This is a genomic window from Mycobacterium sp. UM_Kg27 (assembly GCF_000972905.1).
Lineage (GTDB): Bacteria > Actinomycetota > Actinomycetes > Mycobacteriales > Mycobacteriaceae > Mycobacterium.
This window is the reverse complement of the sequence record NZ_JRMM01000018.1, coordinates 1-22,252: the sequence shown is the minus strand read 5'-3', so window position 1 is coordinate 22,252 and position 22,252 is coordinate 1. Positions and strand designations below refer to the sequence as shown.

The following is a 22,252-nucleotide window of genomic DNA, read 5'->3' as shown; positions in this document are numbered from 1 at the left end:
CTATTGCAGCTGATCGCGCAGCTTAGCCAGCGATTTGGCCAGCAGGCGCGACACGTGCATCTGCGAAATGCCGACCCGCTCGGCGATCTGGGTCTGGGTCATCGATTCGAAGAACCGCAGCACCAGCACCGTGCGTTCGCGCTCCGGCAGGGCATCCAGCAAGGGCCGCAACGCCTCCCGATCCTCGATGCGGTCCATCCGGGCGTCGACGTCGCCGAGGGTGTCGGCGATCGAGCGGACGTCGTCCTCGTCCGAGCTGCCGCCGCCGTCGATCGACAGCGTGTTGTACGAGCTGCCCGCGACCAGTCCTTCGACCACCTCGTCGCGGCTCAACTCAAGCTCGCCCGCCAGCTCGGAGGGGGTCGGCGCCCGCCCCAGGCGTTGCGACAGCTCAGCTGTGGCGACGCCCAACCGAAGATGCAGCTCTTTGAGCCGGCGGGGCACTTTGACCGACCAGCTGTTGTCGCGGAAGTGCCGGCGGACCTCGCCCATGATCGTCGGAACCGCGAACGAGACGAAATCCGAGCCGGTTTCGACGTCGAAGCGCGTCACGGCGTTGACCAGACCCACCCGCGCTACTTGAACCAGGTCGTCCCGCAGCTCTCCGCGCCCCTCGAACCGGCGAGCGATGTGGTCCGCCAGCGGCAGACACCGTTCCACGATCTTGTCTTTGCGGTTCCGGAAGTCGGGCGAGTCGGCATCATATTGGGCGAGCTCGCGAAACATGTCGCCGACGTCGGCGTATTCCGATCCGGACTGTGAGCCGCTGCCGGCGGCACGCGGGCTCACCGCCCGGAGTCCGCCCGGCGGGTTGTCAACGTGACACCGAATACCTCACCCGCACCGTTGGAGTCGTGCCCGTCCCGGAATGCCTCGACGTCATCGACCAGCGAGGTGAGCACGTGCCAGCTGAAGCTTCCCGGGGTCAGTACGCCGGCCCCGTCACCGGCTGCCGACGCCTGGACCGTCACATGGTCGTCGTGTGGGTCGATGACGACAGACAGCATCGCGCCGGGGGCGGCGCTCCGGATCAGCTGGGTGCACAGCTCGTCGATCGCCAGCCGCAGATCAGCGACGGTGTCGACGTCAAGATCCTCGTAGGTGGCGATCGCACCGACCAGCATGCGCACCACCGCCAGACTTTCCAGCCTGGGCTTTACCCGCAGTTCGACGGCCCGCTCACTGCAAGAACGCTGAGCCCGGTCACTGTCAATGTCGGTCATGAGGCCTCCCGGCGAAATCGGACCGAGACTACTGCTGCGTGTCAATCGACTGCTCACCACCCTCGCCTGCAGGCACCCTCGCGTATTCCGCCTTCAGCCGACATCGTCAGCACCCAACGCCGGCTGCCCGGAGATCAGTCATGGGATCTCTGTACCCGATCACCGGGGAACTCAATCATCGATTTCGCACATCGGCCACAGCGCGGCCCGGCCGGAATACCGGCCGGGCCGACTTGACCCCTCGGGTTAACTCGTGGAGGGCTGCTGACGCAGCTCGGCGTGCGCCAAGTGCCACTGATGGTTCACCCTGCCGATCCGGCGATGCTCGAGCAGCAGCCACACCGTGCCCAGGGCGGCGGCGAGCACCGCGATGACCGCGACCTCCACACCCTGCCGGTCGTGTCCGGTCCCGAATGCGGCGAGGCAACCGATACCGGCCACCATGCCCACCACCAGCAGGGAGTAGCCCGGCCAACCCAAGACGTCGATCATGGCGCGGCCCGCGTGGGGCCGCGTCGTCCGGACATGGTCGACGGGGTCATGAAACGTGTCGCCCATTGCAATTCCTCCTCCTGGACAGCAACCCGGAGCCGCCCCAGAAGTCAACCCGTGTGACGTGACCCGTCCGCGACCCGAAACTATCGTATGCCGATACATTGGGCGGGCGTCCGGTTTGCAGGATGTTCACAGTCATACAACAGCGATGCCGATGCCAATGCTCGGATCACTCCACCCCCATGATCGGCACCGCGCTGACCAGCAAGACGACCAGCATCAACGTCAATAGGAACCATCCGGCGCCCTGCCAGCCCCACCAGGTACCCCGCGCGCGCCAAACCCGGTAGGTGCGCACAAACGCACGCAACCCACCGGCGGCCAGGATCACCGGGGCGCCGACGGCGAGAACGGTCCGGTAGGGCCGTCCGCACCCCGCCGTGACCGAGTGCGGTTCGCAGGTGCCCACCCACAGCACCGCTATCACGACAAACGCCAGCGCGGTGGCGGTGATCATTCCGGCGAATCGAGCGGCCGCGCGGACCTCCTGGTCCTCCTGGCCCAGTCGGTCGCCACCGGGCGTGGAGCGCGGCGGTGTGCGCGGTGTCACATCTCCTACCGTCCGCGCTGATCAGCTCTGCGTCAAGGCGATTCATCCGCCTGGGTCCACGTTTGGGCGCACGGTTACCCGGGAAGCCTTGCCGTTGTGGCGGGCCTCTACACCGCGGGGGCTGTCACAGAATACGAAGGGAGCACCTATGTCGGACGACAAGAACAGCGCTACCGAGGACGGCATCCGCGGCGCCGTGGAGGGCGTCAAGGGCAAGGCCAAGGAAGCACTAGGGGCCGTGACCGGCAACGACGAGCTGGCCCGCGAGGGCCGGGCGCAGCAGGATAAGGGCGAAGCGCAGCGCGACGCCGCCAAACACCAAGCCGAGGCCGAATCGGCCCGGGCGGGTGCCAAGGCAGCCGAGGCGCGCGAGCAGTCGCACCAGTAGCCCGAGGGGAAGGCAGGCCCGGTCCGCCTGGCGGGCCGGGCCTGTCGCCGCGTGAAGGGGTTACTTCTTGGGTGCAGCGGGTAGTAAAAGCCTTGAGGCTGCATAGCATCCATGGGTTGGAGCCAGGCGATGGAGATCGTGTTACTGACCGACCGCGACGAATTCGCGGGGTCACTGTCGGGGTTGGCTGTCTTCGGGCATTCGATCGTCCGCAGGCCGCTGACCGTCACCGCGCGAGCCGACTGCCGTGACGCGAAAGCCGTACTGGTGGACGGCTGTGTTGATGTGACGGCAGCGCGGGAGAGCTGTCGCAAACTCGGAGCCTGGGCGCCGTCGGCCGCCGTCTTGGCCGTCGTCGCCGCCGACGACTTCCCGTCAGTCGGCCTCGACTGGCACGTCGACGATGTCCTGATCGCGACCGCGGGTTCAGCCGAGGCGAGCGCGCGGCTGCGCCTGGCATTGGCCCGTCGGCGCGAACCCGCCTCTAACGCGGTGCATTTCGGCGCCTTGGTCATCCACCCGGACAGTTTCAACGCGTCACTGTCGAATCGCGATCTCGACCTCACGCTCACCGAATTCAAACTGCTCAGCTACCTGGTACAGCACGCCGGCCAAGCATTCACCCGGGCCCGGCTGCTGCGCGAGATATGGGGCGGCGAGGGCGGCCGTCGCAAAGTCGACGTTCACGTGCAGCGGTTGCGCGCCAAGCTCGGCGCCGACCACGAGTCGATCATCGACACGGTCCGTGGCGTCGGATACATGGCGCCGGAACTGCCCCAGCCGCAATGGGCCATCGCCAACTGAGAGAGCCAGACACCATGACAGAGCAACCCGATTCCGATTCAGCGGCCACCGACACCACCGGCGACGACACGCTGCCGCCGAGCGAGGCCACCGACTCCGACGAGCTGCGCAACGACGACGGCGACGCAACCGTCGGTCCACCGGACGCCTGGCAAGCCGCCGACAGCGAGACCGCGCACGAGTCGTTGGACGCCAAACTGGCTGCCGAGCAACCCGATGTGGCCGGTCCTGACCACGATCCCGACGAAGCTGACGAAGCGGTAGGGGGCGGTCGACACCGAGCGCAGGTGTCCGGCACCCCCGAAGACGGCGACTCGTTCTTCACCGTCGAGGAGTGAACTCGGTAGTGGTTTTCGCAGGCCGGATCCGTCAGAACATCACAACCAAAGCGGCCAAGTCGGCCAGCAACAGCGTCCACCCGCACGCCCAGACCACCATCCCGCGGGGATGCGTCGCCAGGAAGAAGGCGAGGAACAGCGTCAGCGCCGCTACGCCGGCCGCTCCGTGATACAGCACGCCGAACAGCGAGCCGTTCACCTTCAGGTCCGGGCACGCCGCCCTGTTACACAGCGCGGTGCCGGACACCCTGGCCAGCGCGAACGCCATCAGCAGTGCGGCGGCCGGTGCGGTCAGCAGCGACAGCGCCCAGTTCGCCCACGTCCAATCGCGGGGTGGCGCCTCGGGCGGCGCGGCGCCTGCCGCGCGCGGGTGTGCATCGGCGAAGATCGGCCGGACCGCCGTCGCACCGTCATCCAGAATGATCATCCGCGCCTCCGATCACCGAAATCACCGAGTCCGGATACCCCGCGGCGACGAGCCCAAAACCGCAGCGCGGGAGCATTCCGGCCGCGAACTTGGCACCATGGCTGGGTGAGCCCACAAGACCGAGGAACCCCGGCGTCGCTGGCTCGGTTCTCGGCGCTGACCCGGGACTGGTTCACCGGCACCTTCACCGCGCCGACGCCCGCGCAAGAGCAGGCCTGGGCGGCGATCGCCGACGGCCACAACACCCTCGTGGTCGCCCCAACCGGGTCCGGTAAGACGCTGGCGGCTTTCCTGTGGGCACTGGATCAACTGACCACGCAGCCCGGTCAGAGCACCCGGGTGCTCTACATCTCGCCGCTCAAAGCGCTGGCCGTCGACGTCGAGCGAAACCTGCGCACTCCGTTGGCCGGCATCGCCCGGATGGCCGCCCGCCGCGAGCTGCCCGCTCCCGGCATCACAGTGGGTGTGCGTTCCGGCGATACCTCACCGGCGCGGCGCCGCGAGTTGGTCGCCAAGCCGCCCGACATTCTGATCACCACCCCGGAGTCGCTGTTTCTGATGCTGACGTCGGCGGCTCGGGAGACGTTGACCGGCGTGCGCACGGTGATCGTCGACGAGGTACACGCGGTGGCGGGGACCAAACGTGGTGCGCACCTGGCACTGTCCCTGGAACGCCTCGACGCGATGCTCGAGCATCCCGCTCAGCGAATCGGGCTGAGCGCCACGGTACGCCCGCCCGAAGAGGTCGCCCGGTTCCTGTCCGGGCAGTCCCCCACCACGATCGTGACTCCCCCCGCCGCCAAGACGTTCGATCTGACGGTGCAGGTCCCGGTGCCCGACATGGCCAATCCGGCCGAGGGCACCGTCTGGCCCGAGGTCGAAGAACGCATCGTCGACCTGATCGAGGCCCACCGGTCCTCGATCGTGTTCACCAACTCGCGGCGGCTCGCCGAGCGACTGACCGCTCGGCTCAACGAAATTCACGCAGAACGTTACGCCGACTCCACGGAGCCGACCGCACCCCTGGCACGAGCTCACCACGGCTCGGTATCACTGCAGACCCGAGCCGACGTCGAGGAGGACCTCAAGAGCGGCCGGTTGCGCGCGGTGGTGGCGACCTCGAGCCTGGAGCTGGGTATCGATATGGGCGCGGTCGACCTGGTCATCCAGATCGAGGCGCCGCCGTCGGTGGCCAGTGGCCTGCAGCGCGTCGGCCGGGCCGGACACCAGGTCGGCGAGATCTCCTCGGGCGTACTGATTCCCAAGCACCGGACCGATCTGATCGGCTGCGCGGTCGCGGTACACCGGATGCTCGCAGGCCAGATCGAGACCCTGACGGTACCGGCCAATCCCCTGGACATCCTGGCCCAGCACACGGTGGCCGCGGCCGCGCTGGAGCCACTGGATGCCGAATTCTGGTTCGACACCGTGCGCCGTAGCGCCCCGTTCGCCACTCTGTCGCGCGGTGTCTTCGAGGCAACGTTGGATCTGCTCTCCGGTAAATACCCCTCGACCGAATTCGCGGAACTGCGGCCACGTTTGGTATATGACCGCGACACCGGCACCCTGACTGGCCGGCCCGGCGCGCAACGGCTGGCCGTCACCTCCGGTGGCGCCATCCCGGACCGCGGACTGTTCGCGGTGTACCTGGCGGGCGCGGAAAAGCCCTCCCGGGTCGGCGAACTCGATGAGGAGATGGTCTACGAGTCGCGTCCCGGCGATGTCATCTCGCTGGGCGCCACCACCTGGCGGATCACCGAGATCACGCACGACCGGGTGCTGGTAGCGCCCGCGCCCGGCCAGCCAGGCCGACTGCCGTTCTGGCATGGCGACGGTGTCGGGCGGCCCGCCGAGCTGGGTGCGGCGCTCGGCGCGCTCACCGGCGAGCTGGCCGGGCTTGACCCAGAGTCGTTCGACAAGCGCTGCGCGGGCTTGGGTTTCGACGATTACGCGGTCGACAATCTGAGGCGGCTACTCGACGATCAACGTGCCGCTACCGGGACGGTACCCACCGACACCACGCTGCTAGTGGAACGGTTCCGCGACGAGCTCGGTGACTGGCGGGTGGTCCTGCACTCGCCGTACGGGCTGCGCGTGCACGGGCCGTTGGCATTGGCGGTGGGCCGGCGACTGCACGAGCGCTACGGCATCGACGAGAAGCCGACGGCCTCCGACGACGGTATCGTGGTCCGGCTGCCCGATACCGACTCCGGTGCAGAAGCCCCCGGCGCTGAACTCTTCGTGTTCGACGCGGACGAGATCGAGCCGGTCGTCACCGCCGAGGTGGGCGGCTCCGCCTTGTTCGCCTCCCGGTTCCGGGAATGCGCGGCCCGGGCATTGCTGTTGCCCCGCCGGCACCCCGGCCGGCGCACACCGCTGTGGCAGCAACGCCAGCGGGCCGCCCAACTGCTCGACGTGGCCCGCCGATATCCAACCTTCCCGATCGTGCTGGAGACGGTGCGCGAATGCCTGCAAGACGTCTACGACGTCCCCGCGCTGACGGCGCTGATGGCGCAGATCGCCCAACGCCGGGTGCGGGTGTCCCAAGTCGAGACCGCCACCCCGTCCCCATTCGCGGCGTCACTGCTGTTCGGCTATGTCGGGGCGTTCATGTACGAAGGCGACAGTCCGCTGGCGGAGCGCCGCGCGGCGGCCTTGTCCCTGGACCCCACGCTGCTGGCACAGTTGTTGGGCCGAGTCGAGCTGCGCGAACTGCTCGACCCCGAAGTGATGAAGGGCCTCACCGAACAACTACAGCACTTGACGCCGGAGAAGGCCGCCCGCGACGCCGAAGGGGTGGCCGATCTGCTGCGACTGCTCGGTCCGCTGACCACCGAAGAGGTGAGTGCCCGCGCCGCGGGCGCAGCGGTGGGCGGTTGGCTGGAACACCTGTTGGCCACCCGGCGGGTGCTCACGGTGGCATTCGGCGGGCACCGCTGGTGGGTGGCGATCGAGGACATCGGGCGGCTGCGCGACGGCCTCGGGGTAGCGGTGCCGCCCGGGGTGCCGACCGGCTTCACCGACCCGGTTGCCGATCCGCTGGGCGACCTGCTGGGCCGATTCGCCCGCACCAGGGGGCCGTTCACCACCGGGCAGGCCGCAGACCGATTCGGGCTGGGTGTGCGGGTGGCGGCCGATGCGCTCGGTCGACTGGCCGCCGACACCCGGGTGGTGCGCGGCGAGTTCGCCGATTTCCCGGACTCCCCCGGCGAACAGTGGTGCGACAGCGAGGTGCTGCGGATCCTGCGGCGCCGGTCACTGGCCGCGCTGCGCTCGGCCATCGAACCGGTGTCACCGGCCGCCTACGGACGTTTCCTGCCGGCCTGGCAGCAGATCGGCACCCCCGACGCCACCGCCAGCGGTGTCGACGGGCTGGCCGGGGTGATCGAGCAACTGGCCGGCGTGGCTCTGCCGGCGTCGGCGGTCGAGCCGTTGATCTTCGGCCCGCGGGTGCGCGACTACTCACCGGCCATGCTCGACGAACTGCTGGCTTCCGGGGAAGTGCTGTGGTCCGGCGCCGGCGCCCCAGCCGGCAGCGCCCCGGCCACCGACGGCTGGATCAGCTTTCACACCGCGGATTCGGCGCCGCTGACGTTGACACCGGGGACACCGATCGAATTCGGCGACGCGCACCGGGCGATTCTGGACGCCCTGGGCGGCGGCGGCGCCTTCTTCTTCCGCCAACTGTGCGGTGACGCCAGCGAGGCGGAACGCAAAGCGGCACTGTGGGAACTGATCTGGGCTGGATGGATCACCGGCGATACCTTCGCTCCGGTGCGCGCGGTGCTGGCCGGCACCCGACGCGCCACCCCGGCGCACCGCAGCAGACGCCCACCCCGGCTCAGTCGTTACAGCGTCGCCCACGCCACGGCCCGCGCCGCCGACCCGGCAGTGGCCGGACGCTGGTCGCTATTGCCTGCCCCACAGGAGGCTTCGACTCTGCGGGCGCATCACACCGCTGAGATGCTGCTGCACCGCTACGGCGTGCTGACCCGCGGGGCGGTCGCCGCCGAGGCCATACCCGGCGGTTTCGCCAACGTCTACAAGGTGCTGACCGCGTTCGAGGATGCCGGGCGTTGCCAGCGGGGCTATTTCATCGAGTCATTGGGCGCAGCGCAATTCGCGCTGGCCTCCACCGTGGACCGGCTGCGCGGCTATCTCGACAGTGTCGACCCGACCCGGCCCGACTACCACGCGGTGGCGCTGGCCGCCGCCGACCCGGCCAACCCGTACGGCGCGGCGCTGAGCTGGCCGGCGCACCCGGGGGCGGCCCGGCCGGGTCGCAAGGCGGGTGCGCTGGTGGTCCTGGTCGACGGGGAGCTGGCATGGTTCGTGGAGCGCGGCGGCCGGACGCTGTTGAACTTCGCCGGCACCGCCGAGGCGCAGCGTGCGGCCGCCGGGGCGCTGACGCGGCTGATCAGCGACCGGCGGGTCGACGGGATTCTCATCGAGCGGGTCGACGGCGTGCCGGTCCTGGAGTTGCCCGACTCGCCGACACTGGAGGCGTTGACCGAGGCCGGGTTCTCCCGTACCCCGCGCGGATTGCGGATGCGCTGATGCCCGAGGGGGATACCGTTTTTCATACCGCCACGGTGCTGGCCGCCGCGTTGACGGGAAAGACCTTGACCCGCTGCGATATCCGGGTTCCGCGGTACGCCGGTGTCGATCTGAGCGGTCGGCGCGTCGACGAGGTGATCAGCCGCGGCAAGCATCTGTTCGTCCGGGTCGGACCGGCCAGCATCCATTCGCATCTGAAAATGGAGGGCAGCTGGCGGGTGGGGCGACGTCCTGCCCGACCCGGCCCGTTCGATCATCGGGTACGAATCATCTTGGAGGCGGGCCCTGTTCGTGCCACCGGTATCGACCTTGGTGTGCTCGAGGTGCTGGACCGCCACCAGGACGACGACGCCGTCGCGCACCTGGGGCCGGATCTGCTCGGCGCCGACTGGGATCCGGCGGCGGCCGCCGCACGGCTGGTCGCCGATCCGCAGCGTCCGCTGGCCTCGGCGCTGTTGGATCAGACGGTGATGGCCGGGATCGGCAATGTCTACTGCAACGAGTTGTGCTTCGTCGTCGGCTGGTTGCCGATGACACCGGTCGCCGAACTGAAGGATCCGCGTCGGCTGGTGTCGCGGGCACGCGAGATGTTGTGGGCGAACCGGTTGCGCTGGTCGCGCTGTACCACCGGCGACACCCGACCGGGCCGACAGCTGTGGGTGTACGGCCGAGCCGGCCTGCCGTGTCGGCGATGCGGTACCGGTGTGGTGTCCGACCGCAACGGCGAGCGGATTCAGTTCTGGTGCCCGTCCTGTCAGCGCTGACGCCGAGAACTTCGGGCCGCTGACAGAACCGAAGCCGGCCAGCTGTCTTGCTGGCCGGCTTCCGGCTGTGCTGTGAGGACTACCCGAGGGCGCGGTCGATCACGGCCACCCTCCGCAGCCCACACCGGGCACGCAGCCCCCGCCGCCGCCGGGACCACCCCAACCGGTGGGGCCGCCCGGGATCTGGCCGCCGCCACCGCCAGGACCGCCGCTACCGGTCGGGCCGCCGGGAATCTCGCCGCCACCTCCGCCGGGGCCACCGCCGCCGGTGGGGCCACCCGGAATCTGGCCGCCACCGCCACCGGGTCCGCCACCACCGGTCGGGCCACCGGGCTCGCCCGGGTTTTCGGGGCCCGGCCCGCCGGGTACCGGCTCAGGTGGGGTCTCAGTCGTGGTGGTCGTCGTGGTGCTGGTCGTGGTCGTGGTGGTGCTGGGTCCTTCTTCGTTGGTGCCGCTGCAGCCGGCTGCGACCAGCGCGACTGCACTGCCGAGCACCGCGATCGTCATCTTGCTGTGTGCCTTCATCAGAATTGGACTCCCCTCTGCTCCGGTCGTGCCTTCCTGTACCCAGGACTGCCGCCGCCGAAACCCGGCGCCCAGCGTCAGTTCGTGTCGAGGTCTCGTTCGCTCACGAAGGCGCGGGGCCGGCCGCTGAATGGATCGTCGAACTCCAGCCGGTGGGCCAGCAGCCGCAAAGGCTGCGAGAAGTCGTCCGGTGCAACATCGATGACCTGCGGATACAGCGGGTCGCCGTCGATCGGGAGACCGAGTGAGTCCAGGTGAACGCGCAACTGGTGGGTGCGCCCGGTGCGCGGGGTAAGCCGGTAGCGGCCATCACCCACCGACTCGACCCAAGTCTCGGCGTTCGGCTCACCGGGTTCCTCACGCGCCTGCAGCCGACCGCGTTCCTTGATGATCCGACTGCGCACCAGCTGCGGGAACGCGACGGTCGGCTCGGCGGAGGACCGCGCCAGGTATTGCTTGCGTACCGCGCCGCGGGCGAACAGGGTCTGGTAGGGCCCGCGCAGCTCTCGGCGGGTGGTGAACAGCAGCACCCCGGCGGTGAGTCGATCCAGCCGGTGCGCCGGGCTCAGCTCCGGAAGGTCCAGTTCGCGCCGCAGCCGTACCAGCGCGGTCTGGGCCACATGGCGGCCACGCGGCATGGTGGCCAGGAAGTGCGGCTTGTCGACCACCACCAGGTCGGCGTCGCGGTGCAGCACCGGAAGGTCGAACGGTACCGGCACCTCGTCCGGCAAGTCGCGATACAGGTACACGTGCGACCCGGCCGGCAGTGCCGTCGTGTCGTCGATCACTACCCCATCTGCGGTAACCACTTCGCCCGCAGCCACTTTCGCCGCCGCAGCTGCACCGAACCGGGAATGCAGCTCGGCGGCGACCGGGCCGCCGTGCAGGCGCAGACGTGCCGGCCCCAAGCCGTCGCGTACCGGCAGCGGGGCGGCCCGGCGACGCGTCATCGCCGTTGCAGATCGAAGGACGGCGCGCTGTCGGCGAGTCGACTCGCGCCGGCCGACGATCCGCGGCCGAAGAGCGGGGGGCGACCAGACGTCAAGGGAGAACCTTTGATTCGGTGACGGAGAGCCAGGGGCACGGGCCTCGACGCTGAATGACGGTCTCGTTCAGCGGTACGCCGGCGGGCAGCCGACCTGCCCACCATACCGGGGCCGACAGCCATTCCGCCAAGTCAGCGGGGCCCGGGTGCAGAACGGCACATCGGCCACAACCGTCGGGGGTTGTGGCCGATGTGTCTAATTCGGCGCGGACTACTCCGGCTCAGCTGAGGCCGAGCATGCTGAAGAGGCCCAGGTCACCCAGGAAGTCCGTCAGCGTGGTGGCATCGGTCACCGCGGTCGCCCCGGTGCCTAGCAGGGCGGTCAGCAGGGCTCCCAGCGTCTGGTCGCCCAGAACTCCGCTGCCGTCCGGGTCGGCGAGTGTCCCGCCGACCACCATGCTGTCGATGAACTGATCCCAACCGGCGCCGAGCTGGGTGGAGGTAATACCCAGCAGGCTCGCGATGGTGGCGTCGGTCATCCCGTTGGCGTCGAGCATGTCGTTGATCGAGGTCGTGGCGTCGATCCCCAACATGCTGTCGAGCAGGCTTGCCAGGGTGTCGGTCGGCGACAGGTTAAGGAACGGTAGGTCCAGCAGGCCGGCGTATTGGCCGAGACCGAAGTAGCCCAGCAGCGTGCCGATTTCCGTGGCAGCCCCGTCACCACCGATGAAGCCACCGATCAAGCTGTCGATCGGAATCGAGCCCAGGGGGTGCCCACTTAACTCCACATCGTTGAGCAGCGCGGTGAGGTCGGTGGAGAGCAGGCCCAAGGTGGCGTCGTCCAGCGTCATGCCGTCCGGGTTCAGCGCAGCCAGCAGGGTGGCGAGGCTCGAGGTGGTGGAGATGCCGTCGCCGAAGATCCCCAGCACCTGGCCCATGTTGCCGAAGTCGATGGCGTTCAGCAGGCTCTGCAGGCTCTCGGTGAACGTCGGGAAGGTGTCGGCGGTGAGCACGTAGTCGTGTTGCACGGAAGCGGTGAGGCCGGCGGTAATCGTCGGCGCCGCGGCGGCGCCGCCGAATAGAGCCGCACCAGCTAATGCGGTTCCAGCCGCGAGCGCGCCGGCTTTAGCCACAAAGCCGCGCCCCTCTATCGGCGCGACAACAGTGGAGCAAGTAGACATGAATGGGTCCCCCTTCTGGGATCGAGCATTAAGACGATGCGATTACCACATCGGCATTAACTTATTATGAGCTCAGTCTTGTGTCAACGGTTTTATGGGCCGTTCTTCCGGATCCAGCAACGCCTACCCACAGCAAACTTCCAGTTCATCCCGACAACTGCGAAAACTGGGCAACGACCTTTGACGATGCTCGGCAGGGCGTAAGGCCGCCCGCGAGCGGCAAGAAGCTCAGCGTTTTCTCGGCCTTTTCATCCCAGCCGGTCACGCCCTACGTCAGATCGATGGCGAATGGCCCTTAACATAGCTTCATAACAGTCAATCGGTATGAAATTTACGGGGCAAAAATACTTGAGCTATTTTGCGACATGGAACGAAATTCCTGCACAACGCGCCCTATTTTATAGACAGCAAATTCACAGTGCGTTTATCGCGCATTCAGTACAGACAAAAGCCACGCCCGGCCTGCGGGGACAGACCGGGCGTGGCGAGAGGGGTCGAGCCGCTAGGGGGTCAGCAGGCCGAACGCTTCCAACAAGTCGGTGACCAGTGTGTCGCCGGTGATCGCCAGGGTGCTGCCGTCGGGCAGAAAGCTGGCCAGGAAGGTGCCCAGGCTCTGCTCACCCCAGGTTTCGCCGGAGGGATCGAGCAGCGTCCCGCCGAACGGGAGGCCGTCGAGGTACTTGTCCCAGGTCTGCGCGGGATTCAAGCTGAACAACAGCGCCAGCGTCGCGTTGTCCATGGTGGTGCTGTTGGTGGAGCTGACCGGCAGGATGTGCAGGTACTCCCCCAGCGTGTAGGCGCTGCCGGCTTGCACCGACGTGGTCGTCGGGCCGAACAAATGTGCCGTGTAGGTGGTGACGTCGGCAGTGGGCTTCTCGACGATCCCGCTCAGCCAGTCGACCAGCGAACTGCTCACGGTCAGGTCCGCATTACCACAGATCGCCAGCGCGGAGCAGTTGATGACGTTCAGGTTCTCCAGACCCAGCGCGTTGATCATGCCGGCGAACTGACCGAGCAGGGTTCCCAAGCCCACCGCGTTGGCCAGGTCGGTCAGCGAATGCGTACCGGCACCGTCGCCCAGAACGACATCCACCAGCTCACCGAGGTCCACATCGCCGATCGGCACGCCGTCCACCAGGAACAGACTGCCGGTGCCCAGCAGCGACTGCACCGCGGCGTTCGAGCTGTAGAGCGGCTCGGTGAGCGAGATCCCGAAGAGGTCGGCGATGCCGGCCAGGGTGGTGGAGTCGGGATTGAACGAGGCCAGCAGGGCCGATACATCCGCGCTGACACTCAGCGGCGTGCTGGTCCCGGGGACATTGCCCAGCGCGGCCAGCACCTGATTGAGATCCCCCAGCGACATGGTGTCCAGCAGGGCCTGCAGGCTCTGCGTGAATGTCGGGTACGCCGTCAGCACCACCTGGTGCTGCGTCGAGGCGGTCGACGGGCCGGGGAGCTGCGGGCCGACCGCACCGGCACCGAGCAGGCCGGTCCCGGCGACCACGGCGACGGCTAGCGCGCCCCCCAGTACGGACAGCTGGCGAGAGCGCCACACCCCGATTCCACCCGCCATGACCCGCCCCTTCCCCGCGCCCGGATCCCGCCAGTGATCCAGCTCATGGCAGAAAGTAGCCCTGTCCGAAATGTGTGTCAAACAGATGTGAATGCTGATATCAGCCTAAAAGGCCGGAATAATTCCTAGAATCGTACCCACAGTAATGACATCCTGTTCAGGTAAGCGGAATCGGCTCCAGAATTTCGGCCCGCGCCTCGGGGGCGCTGACGCGCAGCGCATCCGCCGACGCGTCGTCGGGCTGTTCCTGCGACAGGATCTCGGCCTCCACCCGCGCGGTGTAGTTGGCCACCTCCCGCTCGACGGCCGCATCGTCCCAGCCGAGCACCGCCGCCATCACTTCGGCGACCTCGCGCGCACAGTTCACCCCACGGTGGGCGTACTCGATGGAGATCCGGGTCCGCCGGGCCAACACGTCTTCCAGATGCAAGGCACCCTCGGCGGCGACCGCGTAAGCGACTTCCACCTTCAGGTAGGTGGGCGCCTCGGCGATCGGGTCCAGCAGATCCGGTTGTCCGTCGGCCAACGCCAGCACGTCATGGATCAGCGAGCCGTAGCGATCCAGCAGATGCCGCACCCGGTAGGGGTGCAGGCCCTGGTGGGCACCCACGTGTTCGGCCTGGTTGACCAGCGCGAAATAGCCGTCGGCGCCCAGCAGCGGCACCTTCTCGGTGATCGAGGGCGCCACCCGCGTCGGGATGTACTCGGCGGCGGCGTCGATCGCATCAGCGGCCATCACCCGGTAGGTGGTGTACTTGCCGCCGGCGATCGCCACCAGGCCCGGCGCCGGAACCGCGACCGCGTGCTCGCGCGACAGCTTCGAGGTGTCGTCGTTCTCCCCCGCCAGCAGCGGCCGCAGCCCGGCGTACACACCTTCGATGTCGGCGTGGGTCAACGGCGTGGCCAGGGCGGTGTTGACGTGGGTCAGGATGTAGTCGATGTCGGCCTTGGTGGCCGCCGGATGGGCCAGATCCAGGTTCCAGTCGGTGTCGGTGGTGCCGATGATCCAGTGGGTGCCCCACGGGATGACGAACAGCACCGACTTCTCGGTCCGCAGGATGATCGCCGCTTCCGAAACGATCCGGTCCCGCGGCACCACGATGTGCACGCCCTTGGAAGCCCGGACGTGGAACCGACCGCGCTGGCGCGACAGCGCCTGGATCTCATCGGTCCACACCCCGGTGGCGTTGACCACGACGTGGCCGTGGACTTCGGTAACTGCACCGTCCTCGGAGTCGCGGACCCGCACGCCGGTCACCCGGTCACCTTCGCGCAGTAGCGCGACGACCTGGCTGGAGGTACGGATCACCGCCCCGTAGTGCCCCGCGGTGCGCGCGACGGTGAGGGTGTGGCGGGCGTCGTCGACGACCGTGTCGTAGTAGCGAATCCCGCCGATCAACGCACTGCGCTTCAGTCCCGGGCACAGGCGCAGTGCGCCCGCGCGCGTCAGATGCCGTTGCGCGGGAACAGATTTCGCCCCACCCAGTTGGTCGTAGAGGAAGATCCCGCTGGCCACATACGGGCGTTCCCACCACCGCCGGGTCAGGGGGTACAGAAACGGCAGTGGCTTGACCAGGTGCGGCGCCAGCGTGGTCAGCGACAGCTCGCGTTCGTGCAGTGCCTCGCGCACCAGCCCGAACTCCAACTGCTCGAGGTAGCGCAGTCCACCGTGGAACATCTTCGAACTTCGGCTCGACGTCCCGGCGGCGAAGTCACGCGCCTCGACCAGTGCCACCTTGAGGCCACGGGTGGCGGCGTCGAGTGCGCAGCCGGCGCCCACCACCCCGGCGCCGATCACCACTACGTCGAACTGCTCACTGCCCAGTCGTTCCCAGGCTCGTGCTCGTTGGTCCGGTCCCAGCGTGCTCACGTGTGCCAGGCTACGTGGCCGCCCGCCCCGACACGCTGTGACGCTCGGTTCAGCACTGCTGCTCAGTCGAGGTCGTCGTGCGTCATCAGCCGGCGGGCCGCTTCGGTGAGCGAGCCCGACAGCGACGGATAGACCGCCAGCGTCTGGGCCAGGTCGGCCACCGTGATCCGGTTCTGCACCGCCAGCGCGATCGGCAGGATCAGCTCGGAGGCGATCGGGGCCACCACCACCCCGCCGATCACCGTGCCGGTGGCCGGCCGGCAGAACAGCTTGAGGAAGCCGTAGCGCATCCGGCTCATCTTCGCCCGAGCGTTGGTCTGCAACGGCAGCATGACGGTCCGGGCCGGAACCGTGCCGTCGTCGATCTGGGACTGCGGCACCCCGACCGCGGCGATCTCTGGCCGGGTGAACACCGCGGCCGCCACCGTACGCAGCCGGATCGGAGCCACCGCGTCGCCCAGCGCGTGATACATCGCGATCCGGCCCTGCATGGCCGCGACCGACGCCAACGGCAGCAGGCCGGTGCAGTCACCGGCCGCGTAGATCCCGGGTACCGACGTCCGCGATACCCGGTCCACCTGCAGGTAGTTGCCCGGCGCGAGCTTGATCCCGACCCGCTCCAGGCCCAGTCCGGACGTGTTGGGCACGGAGCCGACCGTCATCAGCGCATGGCTGCCCGCCACGGTGCGGCCATCGGTCATGGTGACCAGCACCCCGTCGCCCTCGCGGGTCACGGAGGCGGCCCGGGCGTTCTTGACCAGGGTCACGCCGCGTTCGGCGAAAACAGTCTCGAGCACCCGAGCGGCGTCGGGATCCTCGTGCGGCAGCACCCGGTCACGGCTGGCCACCACCGTCACCTTGACGCCGAGTTCGGTGTAGGCGTTGGCGAACTCCGCGCCGGTGACCCCCGAACCCACCACGACGAGGTGCTCGGGCAACGTGTGCAGGTCATAAAGCTGGCGCCAGGTCAGGATGCGTTCGCCGTCCGGCTCGGCGCTGGGCAAGGTGCGCGGGCTGGCCCCGGTGGCGATCAACACCACATCGGCGTCGAGCACACGCTGCCCTCCTCCGTCGTGCTCGGCGACCAGAATCCGATGATGAGCCAGGCCGGATTCGGCGTCGATCAGTTCCCCGCGGCCGGCGATGACCTGGACTCCGGAGTTGATCAGCTGCGTGCGGATGTCATCGGACTGCGCCGCGGCCAGGGACTTCACCCGCTCATGGATCTGATTCAGCTCGATCTGGGCGTCGGTGAAGTGGATGTCGAAACCCAGGTGCGGGGCACGCCGTAGCTCGGTGCGCACCCCCGACGAGGCGATGAAGGTCTTGGACGGCACGCAGTCCCACAACACGCAGGCACCACCGAGACCGTCGGCGTCGACCACCGTCACCGATACCGCTTCGGGACCCTTGGCCGCCGCGACCAGCGCCGCCTCATAGCCGGCCGGGCCGCCGCCGACGATCACGATGCGCGTCGAGGGAGAAGTCACAGCGACTAACCTATCCGGAGCGTGGCGTTTAAGATTTCTGCCGTGCCGCTCTACGCCGCCTACGGGTCGAACATGCATCCAGAACAGATGCTGCAACGAGCGCCGCATTCCCCGATGACCGGCACCGGCTGGTTGCGCGGCTGGCGGTTGACGTTCGCGGGCGAGGACATCGGCTGGGAGGGCGCCCTGGCGACCGTCGTCGAGGACCCAGACTCGAGTGTTTTCGTCGTTCTCTACGACGTGACTCCCGAGGACGAGAAGAACATGGACAGCTGGGAAGGCTCGGAATTCGGCATCCACAAGAAGATCCGGCTGCGGGTGGACCGGGTAGACGGAATCACCTCGGGCCCGGCCGACAGCGATCCCGTGCCAGTGTTGGCGTGGCTGTACGTCGTCGACGCCTGGGAGCGCGGGCTGCCGTCGGCGAGATACCTGGGTGTGGTGGCCGAGGCAGCCCAGATCGCCGGTGCCCCAGAAGAATACGTGCGCAACCTGCGGACCCGCCCGGCCCGCAACATCGGCCCCGGCAGCTAGCTTTTTTGCGCGAGGGTGCGTGTTTGAACGGCGACACGCCAGCGTGGATGTACAACTGCGCACCCTCGCGCAGGGTGGCACGGTCAGGCGGCCGCACGTCCTAGCTGAGTTTCGATCCGGCGGAGGGTCTCCCACGGCCGGCGCCGCACATCATCGGCGATGATCGAGATCACCACCCAGCCCATCTCCTGCAACGCGGCGCGCCGCTGACGCTCGTAGACGAACGCGTCCGGCCCCTCATGCCAGATGACGCCGTCGTATTCGACCGCGACCCGCTGCTCCGGCCAGGCGAAATCGACGCGCCAGATCCGGTTGTCGCGGTCCACAATCTGATGCTGCAGGACCGGGGTCGGCACGCCACCGTCGACCATCATCAGCCGGGACTCGCTCTCCATCGCTGATTCGGCCAGCGGGTCGGCAAGCTGTAGCAGCTCGCGCACGGCCACGATGCCGCGCCGGCCCGCCTGGCGGATCGCGGCGCGTTGCAGCGTGCGGCGGGTACAGTCCCGCTGCGCAGCGCGGCATCCAGTGTCGCCAACGCCCGTGGGCGACGAAGCGTGCGGGCCACCTCGATCGCAGTCCACTCCGGCGTGGTCGCCGGTCGGCCCGCGACTTCGCTCAGTGGTGCGCCCTCGCGCCGGTGCACCACCAGTCCGTCGGCCGACCGCAGTTGCTGGTCCGGTGGGTTGAGTACGTGCAGATCGACAGGCTCCTCGGTGTCAAAGCCGTATGCCGCGGCCGCGGTCCCCAGACAGACCGCGACGGAGGTTCCTGTCGCCAGGTCCAGCCCGCGCAGCCGCAGCTCGGTCGTGATTCGTCCGTAGCCGTAGATTCCGTACCAGATCTTCTGCAGTGGTCCATGTTTCAGCTCTGCTTCAAGTCCGCGGCGGGTCAGGTAGGTCAGCACCTGGGCGGACGTAACCACGCCGCCTTGGCGATCGAGTAGCCGCTGCAGTCGTTGATCCATGCGCCCGATCGTCGACGTCGGCGATGAAAGCCGATTCCCTCATCCGGCCCGACCGGCCCCAACTGTGGACAACGGCCGGATTGTGAATGGCCCCGGAGCCGCGAGGGAGCCGCGAGGGTGCATCGTTGTACGGAATCTGCGGCGTGTCGGCGTGCAAACGCGCACGCTCGCGCCAGACGGGGTCAGAGCAGACCGGCTTGGTCAACAACGCCGGCCATCACCCGCACCCCGACGGCCAGCGCCCGCTCGTCGAGATCGAACGTCGGCTGGTGCAGGTCCAACTGCGGCCCGCTGCCCGGCCACACCCCGAGCCGGCCCATGGCACCGGGCACCTGCTCCAGATACCAGGAGAAGTCCTCCCCGCCGCCGGACTGCCGGGTCTCGGCCAGCACCTCGGGGCCGATGGCCTCGATCGCGTGGGTCAGCATCCGCGTCGACACCGCTTCGTTGACCACCGGCGGCACTCCGCGGTGGTAGTTCAGCGTGTGTTCGATGTTCAGCGGCTCCAGCAGGGACGCCACCGCCTCCTCGACGATGCTTTCCATCGCCACCCAGGTGTCCCGGCTGGCGGTGCGCACCGTGCCGGCCAGCCGCCCCGACTGTGGTATGGCGTTGGCCGCAACACCGGAATTCACTGCGCCCCAGACCATCACGGTGCTGTTGCGCGGATCGATGCGGCGGGACAGCACCCCGGGCAGCCCGGTGATCAGCGTGCCCAGCCCATAGACCAGGTCGGCGGTCAGGTGCGGCCGCGAGGTGTGTCCGCCCGGACCGCTGACCGTGATCTCGATGGTGTCGGCCGCCGAGGTGATCGGTCCCGCAATGGTGGCCACCCGGCCGACCTCAAGCCGGGGATCGCAGTGCAGGGCGAAGATCCGGCTGACCCCGCTCAACACCCCCGCGGCGATCGCGTCGATCGCGCCACCCGGCATCAGTTCTTCAGCGGCCTGGAACACCAGCCGCACACCGACCGGCAACTCCGCCGCGGATGCCAGCGCCAGCGCCGCACCCAACAGGATCGCGGTATGCGCGTCGTGACCGCACGCGTGCGTCACCCCCGGCACCAGCGACGCGTACGGCGCCCCGGTCTGTTCGGTCATCGGCAAGGCATCGATATCGGCCCGCAACGCGATACGCGGCCCATCCTCGGGACCGAAATCGCAGGTAAGACCGGTTCCGCTGGGCAAGGCCTTGGGATTGAGCCCGGCGCTGGCGAGGCGCTCGGCGATGAATTGGGTGGTGGCGAATTCCTGCCGGCTCAACTCCGGGTGGCGGTGCAGATGCCGTCGCCACGCCACCAATTCCTCGGCATGGGCCGCCAGCCACGCCTCGACGGCGTGCGACACGGGAGTTGGAGACATTCAGGCAGTATCCCATCGCGGCGCACTACTAAACTCAGTGCCTGTGACGGTACCGCTGGCAACTCAGGCGGCCGCGGTCGTAGCCCGGCGCACCGGCGTCCAGACGCATGACGTGGCGGTCGTGCTCGGTTCCGGTTGGGCGCCCGCGGTGGCGGCCCTCGGCACCGCGACCGCGAGCCTGCCGATGGCCGACTTGCCCGGGTTCAGCACGCCGACGGCGGCGGGCCACACCGGCGAGCTGGTGTCCATGCAGATCGGCGCCCACCGGGTGCTGGTGCTGGTCGGCCGGATCCACGCCTATGAGGGCCATCAGCTCGTCGACGTCGTCCGCCCGGTACGCACCGCCGTCGCGGCCGGGGCCAACACCGTGGTGCTGACCAACGCGGCCGGCGGCCTGCGGACCGGCTACCACGTCGGTCAACCGGTGCTGATCAGCGATCATCTGAACATGACCGGGCGCTCTCCCCTTGAGGGGGCGCACTTCGTCGACATGGTCGATGCCTACACGCCGTCGCTGCGGGCGCTGGCTCACCAGGTCGACCCCAGCCTCGCCGAGGGCGTCTATGCCGGGATGGCCGGCCCACAGTACGAGACCCCCGCCGAAATCCGGATGCTGCGCACCCTGGGCGCCGACCTGGTCGGCATGTCGACCGTGCACGAAGCGATCGCCGCCCGGGCAGCCGGCGCCCAGGTCTTGGGGCTGTCCCTGGTGACCAACCTGGCGGCCGGGATCACCGGTGAGCCGCTCAGCCATACCGAGGTGCTGGCCGCAGGCCGGGAATCGGCGGCCCGCATGGGCGCACTGCTGGCCGACGTCATCGCGCGGCTGCCGGCGCCCTCAGGTCAGTAGCTCACTCCCGAGCTGTGCCGCATCCGCGGCCACATCGATGCCCAGCTGCCCACCGGCTGCTCGCACAGATAGATCTTGGCGGCACTCTCCCCGTTGCGCACGCCGGCGGGGAACCGGATCGAGTCCAGGTAGGTCACATGCCGCCAGTATTGGGTCAACTTCACGACCGGGAACCGCCCGACGCACAGCACGGTGTCGGCGCTGCCGGCCGGCGGGCCCCACTGGGCGTAGCTGCTGTCGCCGCTGACCACCGGACGGTTGATGCCGGCCGCCGGCCCGAGGATCCGCAGCGCCGAGGCTTCGCCGTAGTTGCTGGTGAAGATCGGCGCGTCGTCGGGCAGCGACTCAGCGGCAGCCGCGACCCCCTCGACGAACTGTGGCCAACCATAGGTCTCCATCGGAATGGGATTGAACCGGCGCAGCATGGTCTGGTTCGCCGGCGGCAGTACTGGCAGACAGAACACCACCGCGCCGGCAAACAGCGCGACCAGCGCAATCGCCCAGCCTCGCGGCGGCCGGTCGGGATTCTCGCGCTCGATCCAAACCGCCCCGGCGGCGAACAACGCGACCAGCGCCGGGCCCGCGTAATAACAGCGACCGCCGGTGACGACGCACAGCACCAACGCGACCACCGGCACGGCCAGCATCCAGCGGTGCTCGCGGGCATCATCGGACGCTAGCCACCGTGCTCCGATCACCCATAGCAGCACCAGCAACGGGCCGGCGTACAAGAGGAGCAGCAGTGGAACCTGGGTCAGCGATCCCGCCGGGCCGCCCATCCGTACCGACATCGCTTGCGCGAACGTCCGACTCGGCCAGCCATGTGCGGCGTTCCAGATCAGATTGGGGACCGCCAGCGTGATCGCCGCGGCAGCGCCCAGCCAGGGCCCCGGCGAGCGCAGCGCATCACGCCGGAACATGACGAAGCCGACCCCGATGCCGATCAGCAGCAACGCGACGGTCTGCTTGGCCTCCAGCCCGATACCGGCCACCACGCCGGCCGGCAGCCAGGCCAGCACCGTTCCGATCCGCAGCGCCCGCGCCACCAGCAGCAGCACCGCGATCCAGATCAGCTGGTCCACCAGGGTGGTCCCGAAGAACATCGCGGCACCCATGAACAATGGGCTGGCCGCCACCGCGGCCGCGCTGATGACCTGGGCAACGCGCCGCCCGCCCAGTTCGGCGGCCAACAGCGCCGCCAGCACGATGCAGCCCAGGTGTATCGCGATGGCCAACAGCCGAAGCCCCAGCAAGCCGCCCAGGGCAGCCACCCGGGCCATCAGCGGCACCAGCGGCGGGTGGTCGAAGTA

At 68.6% G+C, this 22,252-nt stretch carries 20 protein-coding genes and 1 pseudogene; 7 read left to right on the top strand and 14 right to left on the bottom strand.

All coding sequences use genetic code 11. The annotated features are described in order from the left end of the window. The 4 genes from LI94_RS05135 to LI94_RS05120 all read right to left on the bottom strand — a co-directional run bounded on the left by LI94_RS05135 (position 1) and on the right by LI94_RS05120 (position 2,328). Positions 1–789, bottom strand: a complete 789-nt coding sequence (locus LI94_RS05135) for an RNA polymerase sigma factor SigF (RefSeq protein ID WP_024441545.1) — start codon at positions 787–789, stop codon at positions 1–3. After that, a complete protein-coding gene (locus tag LI94_RS05130; protein WP_046300502.1) occupies positions 786–1,223 on the bottom strand; it encodes an anti-sigma factor in 438 nt (145 codons plus the stop codon). Before LI94_RS05130 ends, LI94_RS05135 begins: the two co-directional genes overlap by 4 nt. 246 nt (positions 1,224–1,469) lie before the next feature. Next, positions 1,470–1,781: a protein UsfY gene (gene usfY, locus LI94_RS05125; protein WP_024441547.1), complete on the bottom strand. Its 312-nt coding sequence runs from the start codon at positions 1,779–1,781 to the stop codon at positions 1,470–1,472. A 166-nt stretch (positions 1,782–1,947) separates the two neighbouring features. Continuing rightward, positions 1,948–2,328 (bottom strand): hypothetical protein, encoded by a 381-nt coding sequence (locus LI94_RS05120; protein WP_046300501.1) that lies wholly within the window; start codon positions 2,326–2,328, stop codon positions 1,948–1,950. Between the two features lie 148 nt (positions 2,329–2,476). Here LI94_RS05120 and LI94_RS05115 point away from each other — a divergent pair, with 148 nt between their 5' ends. From LI94_RS05115 to LI94_RS05105, 3 genes are all read left to right on the top strand, one after another. Then, positions 2,477–2,716, top strand: a complete 240-nt coding sequence (locus tag LI94_RS05115) for a CsbD family protein (protein WP_024441549.1) — start codon at positions 2,477–2,479, stop codon at positions 2,714–2,716. Positions 2,717–2,845: 129 nt separating this feature from the next. Beyond that, complete coding sequence (locus tag LI94_RS05110; protein ID WP_024441550.1) at positions 2,846–3,520, top strand: winged helix-turn-helix domain-containing protein; 675 nt, start codon at positions 2,846–2,848, stop codon at positions 3,518–3,520. A gap of 14 nt (positions 3,521–3,534) precedes the next feature. Beyond that, on the top strand, positions 3,535–3,858 hold the full coding sequence (locus LI94_RS05105) for a hypothetical protein (RefSeq protein WP_046300500.1): 324 nt from the start codon (positions 3,535–3,537) through the stop codon (positions 3,856–3,858). A gap of 31 nt (positions 3,859–3,889) precedes the next feature. Here the strand turns inward: LI94_RS05105 and LI94_RS05100 are convergent, their stop codons facing one another. Further along, positions 3,890–4,285 (bottom strand): hypothetical protein, encoded by a 396-nt coding sequence (locus LI94_RS05100; protein WP_052739865.1) that lies wholly within the window; start codon positions 4,283–4,285, stop codon positions 3,890–3,892. 105 nt (positions 4,286–4,390) lie between these two features. Between LI94_RS05100 and LI94_RS05095 the strand changes: the two genes are divergently transcribed. Next, positions 4,391–8,842 carry an ATP-dependent helicase gene (locus LI94_RS05095; protein WP_046300499.1) on the top strand — a complete coding sequence of 1,484 codons (4,452 nt, stop codon included), beginning with the start codon at positions 4,391–4,393 and terminating at the stop codon, positions 8,840–8,842. Continuing rightward, the gene (gene nei2 / locus LI94_RS05090) at positions 8,842–9,606 is read left to right on the top strand and encodes an endonuclease VIII Nei2 (RefSeq protein WP_024441554.1); all 765 of its coding nucleotides are present in this window, start codon (positions 8,842–8,844) and stop codon (positions 9,604–9,606) included. Before LI94_RS05095 ends, nei2 begins: the two co-directional genes overlap by 1 nt. A gap of 99 nt (positions 9,607–9,705) precedes the next feature. Here nei2 and LI94_RS23675 read toward each other — a convergent pair whose 3' ends face one another. The 6 genes from LI94_RS23675 to LI94_RS05060 all read right to left on the bottom strand — a co-directional run bounded on the left by LI94_RS23675 (position 9,706) and on the right by LI94_RS05060 (position 17,230). Beyond that, positions 9,706–10,131, bottom strand: a complete 426-nt coding sequence (locus LI94_RS23675; protein ID WP_024441555.1) for a hypothetical protein — start codon at positions 10,129–10,131, stop codon at positions 9,706–9,708. A gap of 77 nt (positions 10,132–10,208) precedes the next feature. Continuing rightward, a complete protein-coding gene (locus LI94_RS05080; protein WP_046300498.1) occupies positions 10,209–11,081 on the bottom strand; it encodes a pseudouridine synthase in 873 nt (290 codons plus the stop codon). Positions 11,082–11,397: 316 nt separating this feature from the next. After that, positions 11,398–12,249 carry a hypothetical protein gene (locus tag LI94_RS05075; RefSeq protein ID WP_152664754.1) on the bottom strand — a complete coding sequence of 284 codons (852 nt, stop codon included), beginning with the start codon at positions 12,247–12,249 and terminating at the stop codon, positions 11,398–11,400. A 550-nt stretch (positions 12,250–12,799) separates the two neighbouring features. Beyond that, positions 12,800–13,870 (bottom strand): hypothetical protein, encoded by a 1,071-nt coding sequence (locus LI94_RS05070; protein WP_046300496.1) that lies wholly within the window; start codon positions 13,868–13,870, stop codon positions 12,800–12,802. 157 nt (positions 13,871–14,027) lie between these two features. After that, a complete protein-coding gene (locus tag LI94_RS05065) occupies positions 14,028–15,740 on the bottom strand; it encodes a glycerol-3-phosphate dehydrogenase/oxidase (protein ID WP_024441559.1) in 1,713 nt (570 codons plus the stop codon). 62 nt (positions 15,741–15,802) lie between these two features. Then, positions 15,803–17,230, bottom strand: a complete 1,428-nt coding sequence (locus tag LI94_RS05060) for an NAD(P)H-quinone dehydrogenase (RefSeq protein ID WP_081654496.1) — start codon at positions 17,228–17,230, stop codon at positions 15,803–15,805. A gap of 42 nt (positions 17,231–17,272) precedes the next feature. Between LI94_RS05060 and LI94_RS05055 the strand changes: the two genes are divergently transcribed. Then, the gene (locus LI94_RS05055) at positions 17,273–17,764 is read left to right on the top strand and encodes a gamma-glutamylcyclotransferase (RefSeq protein WP_046300515.1); all 492 of its coding nucleotides are present in this window, start codon (positions 17,273–17,275) and stop codon (positions 17,762–17,764) included. Between the two features lie 83 nt (positions 17,765–17,847). On the opposite strand, the pseudogene LI94_RS05050 reads toward LI94_RS05055, so the two are convergent. Together LI94_RS05050 and LI94_RS05045 are read right to left on the bottom strand one after the other, a co-directional pair. Further along, positions 17,848–18,731 (bottom strand): annotated as a pseudogene (locus tag LI94_RS05050) (DUF559 domain-containing protein). Positions 18,732–18,913: 182 nt separating this feature from the next. Continuing rightward, complete coding sequence (locus LI94_RS05045; protein ID WP_046300495.1) at positions 18,914–20,092, bottom strand: amidohydrolase; 1,179 nt, start codon at positions 20,090–20,092, stop codon at positions 18,914–18,916. Between the two features lie 43 nt (positions 20,093–20,135). Between LI94_RS05045 and LI94_RS05040 the strand changes: the two genes are divergently transcribed. Then, entirely contained in the window at positions 20,136–20,942 is an 807-nt protein-coding gene (locus LI94_RS05040; RefSeq protein WP_046300494.1) for a purine-nucleoside phosphorylase, read from the top strand. Here LI94_RS05040 and LI94_RS05035 read toward each other — a convergent pair. Further along, on the bottom strand, positions 20,936–22,252 hold a 1,317-nt coding region (locus LI94_RS05035), incomplete at its 5' end, for a glycosyltransferase family 39 protein (protein ID WP_046300493.1). The two genes, LI94_RS05040 and LI94_RS05035, sit on opposite strands and share 7 nt — an antisense overlap.

Coding starts and splice junctions, on each gene's coding strand:
- LI94_RS05070 (WP_046300496.1), bottom strand. CDS start 13,870: ATGGCGGGTGGAATCGGGGTGTGGCGCTCTCGCCAGCTGTCCGTACTG.
- usfY (WP_024441547.1), bottom strand. CDS start 1,781: ATGGGCGACACGTTTCATGACCCCGTCGACCATGTCCGGACGACGCGG.
- LI94_RS05045 (WP_046300495.1), bottom strand. CDS start 20,092: ATGTCTCCAACTCCCGTGTCGCACGCCGTCGAGGCGTGGCTGGCGGCC.
- LI94_RS05100 (WP_052739865.1), bottom strand. CDS start 4,285: ATGATCATTCTGGATGACGGTGCGACGGCGGTCCGGCCGATCTTCGCC.
- LI94_RS05110 (WP_024441550.1), top strand. CDS start 2,846: ATGGAGATCGTGTTACTGACCGACCGCGACGAATTCGCGGGGTCACTG.
- nei2 (WP_024441554.1), top strand. CDS start 8,842: ATGCCCGAGGGGGATACCGTTTTTCATACCGCCACGGTGCTGGCCGCC.
- LI94_RS05105 (WP_046300500.1), top strand. CDS start 3,535: ATGACAGAGCAACCCGATTCCGATTCAGCGGCCACCGACACCACCGGC.
- LI94_RS05115 (WP_024441549.1), top strand. CDS start 2,477: ATGTCGGACGACAAGAACAGCGCTACCGAGGACGGCATCCGCGGCGCC.
- LI94_RS05130 (WP_046300502.1), bottom strand. CDS start 1,223: ATGACCGACATTGACAGTGACCGGGCTCAGCGTTCTTGCAGTGAGCGG.
- LI94_RS05080 (WP_046300498.1), bottom strand. CDS start 11,081: ATGACGCGTCGCCGGGCCGCCCCGCTGCCGGTACGCGACGGCTTGGGG.
- LI94_RS23675 (WP_024441555.1), bottom strand. CDS start 10,131: ATGAAGGCACACAGCAAGATGACGATCGCGGTGCTCGGCAGTGCAGTC.